This window comes from Desulfobulbaceae bacterium (assembly GCA_015231515.1).
Taxonomy (GTDB): Bacteria; Desulfobacterota; Desulfobulbia; order Desulfobulbales; family VMSU01; genus JADGBM01.
Window position 1 is genome coordinate 1 of sequence record JADGBM010000207.1, and the last position, 2,720, is coordinate 2,720.

Sequence of the window (2,720 nt, forward strand, 5' to 3'; positions counted from 1 at the left end):
TTTCAGATCAAAGTCGAATCTTTCAAGGGGTTCGTGCAGTTGAGCGGCTTCGTGGATTCAGCTCAGACCTCTGGCAGAGCTACTGAAATAGCAAACTCGGTGAGAGGAGTGAAATATGTCAAAAACGGTATTGTGATTAAAAAAAACATTAAAGAGTAAGACAAAATGAGAACGAGCATAATTAATTCCATATGCTCATTGCTCATTTGCGTACTAATTGCGTACTGATTGCTAACTCAATCATAAGATCCGATTGGAATTTAACAACGTATTGACGGGAGAAAACAAAATGAAAAAATTCCTTTCAGGAACATTGCTTTTAGCATTCACAGTGATGTTCAACAGAACTGGAATCAATGGGAAAAGAGCAGGTATTGGGAGAAGCAACACAATTGGGGTGTCCGGGATCCTGAACCACGAAATAGAGAATATGAGCGGAACAGGGATAATCGAAAAGAGAGTTTGAAGGACAAACAGGACAGTAACTACAATAGGACGCACGAACAGGAGCGTAATAACAAGAACGAGAGATTAAACCAGAAAGAACAGGAACTCAATAACAAGAACGAGAGATTAAACCAAAAAGAACGGGAGCTGTATCTCAACAATCGTAGATAACAGTGAACTACCTCTACCCTGATGGGTAGAGACTGTCTAATAAAACAAAAATTTCTTACATCATGTTTTACAAGTTTCTCCAGTCATATTGATGAGAAACTATTTGCCTTTGTAGCCAATAAATTATCCCGCTTTATGGCGGTAGCCCTGAGGTTAAGTATGTCTAAAAAAAATGATACTTCCACTATTCTGAACTCAGACGACAGCCCTGTGAATGGTATCGCCAAGGTACGAGGTCAGGAATCCTTGCTTAAAGCGGAGGCTTTGCAGACGGCGATTTTTAATAGTGCTAACTTCTTGAGTATCGCCACTGATGCCAAGGGTGTCATTCAGATCTTCAACGTCGGTGCAGAACGAATGTTGGGCTATTTGGCAGACGAAGTGATGAACAAGATCACGCCGGCCGACATCTCCGATCCCCAGGAGCTGATTGTCCGTGCCAAGGAGTTGAGCGAAAAATTCGAAATGCCAATCCAGCCCGGCTTTGAGGCCTTGGTGTTCAAGGCCTCGCGTGGTATCGAGGACATCTACGAGCTGACCTATATCCGTAAAGATGGCAGCCGCTTCTCGGCGGTCGTCTCGGTCACTGCTCTACGTGACGATCAAAACGCCATTATCGGCTATCTGCTGATCGGCACTGACAACACCGCTCGCAAGCTGGCCGAAGAGGCTTTGCTCAAGGATAGGGCATTGCAGAATGCGATTTTCAATAGCGGCAATTTTTCGACTATTGCCACAGACGCCAAGGGAGTGATTCAGATCTTCAATGTTGGTGCGGAACGAATGCTGGGATATATGGCCGCAGAGGTAATGAATAAGAGCACGCCGGCTGACATCTCTGATTCGCAAGAGATGATCGAGCGAGCCAGAGAGTTGAGCGAAGAGCTCGAAACGCCAATCCAGCCGGGCTTTGATGCCTTGGTGTTCAAGGCTTCGCGCGGCATTGAGGACATCTACGAGCTGACTTATATCCGTAAAGATGGCAGTTGCTTCCCGGCGGTGGTGTCGGTTACTGCCTTGCGTGATGCAAAACAGACCATTATCGGCTATTTGCTGATCGGCACCGACAACACCGCTCGCAAGCAGATTGAGGTCGAGCAGAAGAAGCTCGCACAGAGCCTGCGCGATCAGCAGTTTTACACCCGTTCTCTGATCGAATCCAACATCGACGCTATTATGACCACTGACCCAGACGGAATCATCACTGACATCAACAAACAGATGGAGGCACTCACCGGTTGCACGCGTGACGAGTTGATCGGTGCTCCGTTCAAGAATTACTTCACCGATCCTGCACGGGCCGAGGCGGCCATCAAACTGGTGCTTAGAAAAAAGAAGGTCTCCAACTACGAACTCACGGCACGTGACAGGGACGGCAGGGAAACAATGGTGTCCTACAATGCGACCACTTTCTATGATCGGGACAGAAGGCTGCAGGGTGTGTTTGCCGCAGCACGCGACATCACAGAGATGAAGCAAGCAGAAAAACAAATTATCAAGCTGGCTTTGCATGACTCATTGACACGGTTGCCCAATCGTCATCTATTAAACGAGCGATTAGACCAAAATATGACCTTCAGCAAGCGAAGTGGTCGTTACAACGCATTAATGTTCCTGGATTTGGATAACTTCAAAACCTTAAATGATAAGCACGGGCATCACATCGGTGATTTGCTGTTGATCGAGGTGGCAAACCGCATTGGCAGTTGCGTACGGATGGCAGACACCGTAGCACGTTTCGGCGGCGATGAGTTTGTGGTGTTATTGACTGAGCTGGATAAAGACAAACCCGAAGCCACAAAACAAGCCAGGATTATTGCTGAAAAAATCCGTGTTGCCCTGAGTTGTCCCTATGTACTGAAAGTGACGCAACCAAAAAAAGAGAAAACAGCCATTGAATATCATTGTACCGCCAGTATTGGTATTGTTGTTTTCCCTTACCTGGAAAGAAGTCAAGAGGACATCATGAAGTGGGCTGATATGGCGATGTATAAAGCCAAAGAGTCCGGTCGCAATTTGATTCAGTTTTACGAATTGAAAGCATCAGAGGCATAGCGGTCAAGTCATCAAAAATGGTTTGAATAGTCGGAGATCAATGAATC

General features: G+C 46.3%; 3 protein-coding genes. All 3 read left to right on the plus strand.

Annotated features, from left to right (window positions below; all coding sequences use genetic code 11):
• The coding region (locus tag HQK80_16320; GenBank protein ID MBF0223755.1) for a BON domain-containing protein at positions 1-159 on the plus strand (159 nt) is incomplete at its 5' end.
• Between the two features lie 130 nt (positions 160-289).
• Positions 290-466, plus strand: coding sequence for a hypothetical protein (locus HQK80_16325; protein ID MBF0223756.1), 177 nt, complete (start codon positions 290-292; stop codon positions 464-466).
• Positions 467-777: 311 nt separating this feature from the next.
• On the plus strand, positions 778-2,673 hold the full coding sequence (locus HQK80_16330; protein ID MBF0223757.1) for a PAS domain S-box protein: 1,896 nt from the start codon (positions 778-780) through the stop codon (positions 2,671-2,673).
• Positions 2,674-2,720 lie beyond the last annotated feature (47 nt).

Coding starts and splice junctions, on each gene's coding strand:
- HQK80_16330 (MBF0223757.1), top strand. CDS start 778: ATGTCTAAAAAAAATGATACTTCCACTATTCTGAACTCAGACGACAGC.
- HQK80_16325 (MBF0223756.1), top strand. CDS start 290: ATGAAAAAATTCCTTTCAGGAACATTGCTTTTAGCATTCACAGTGATG.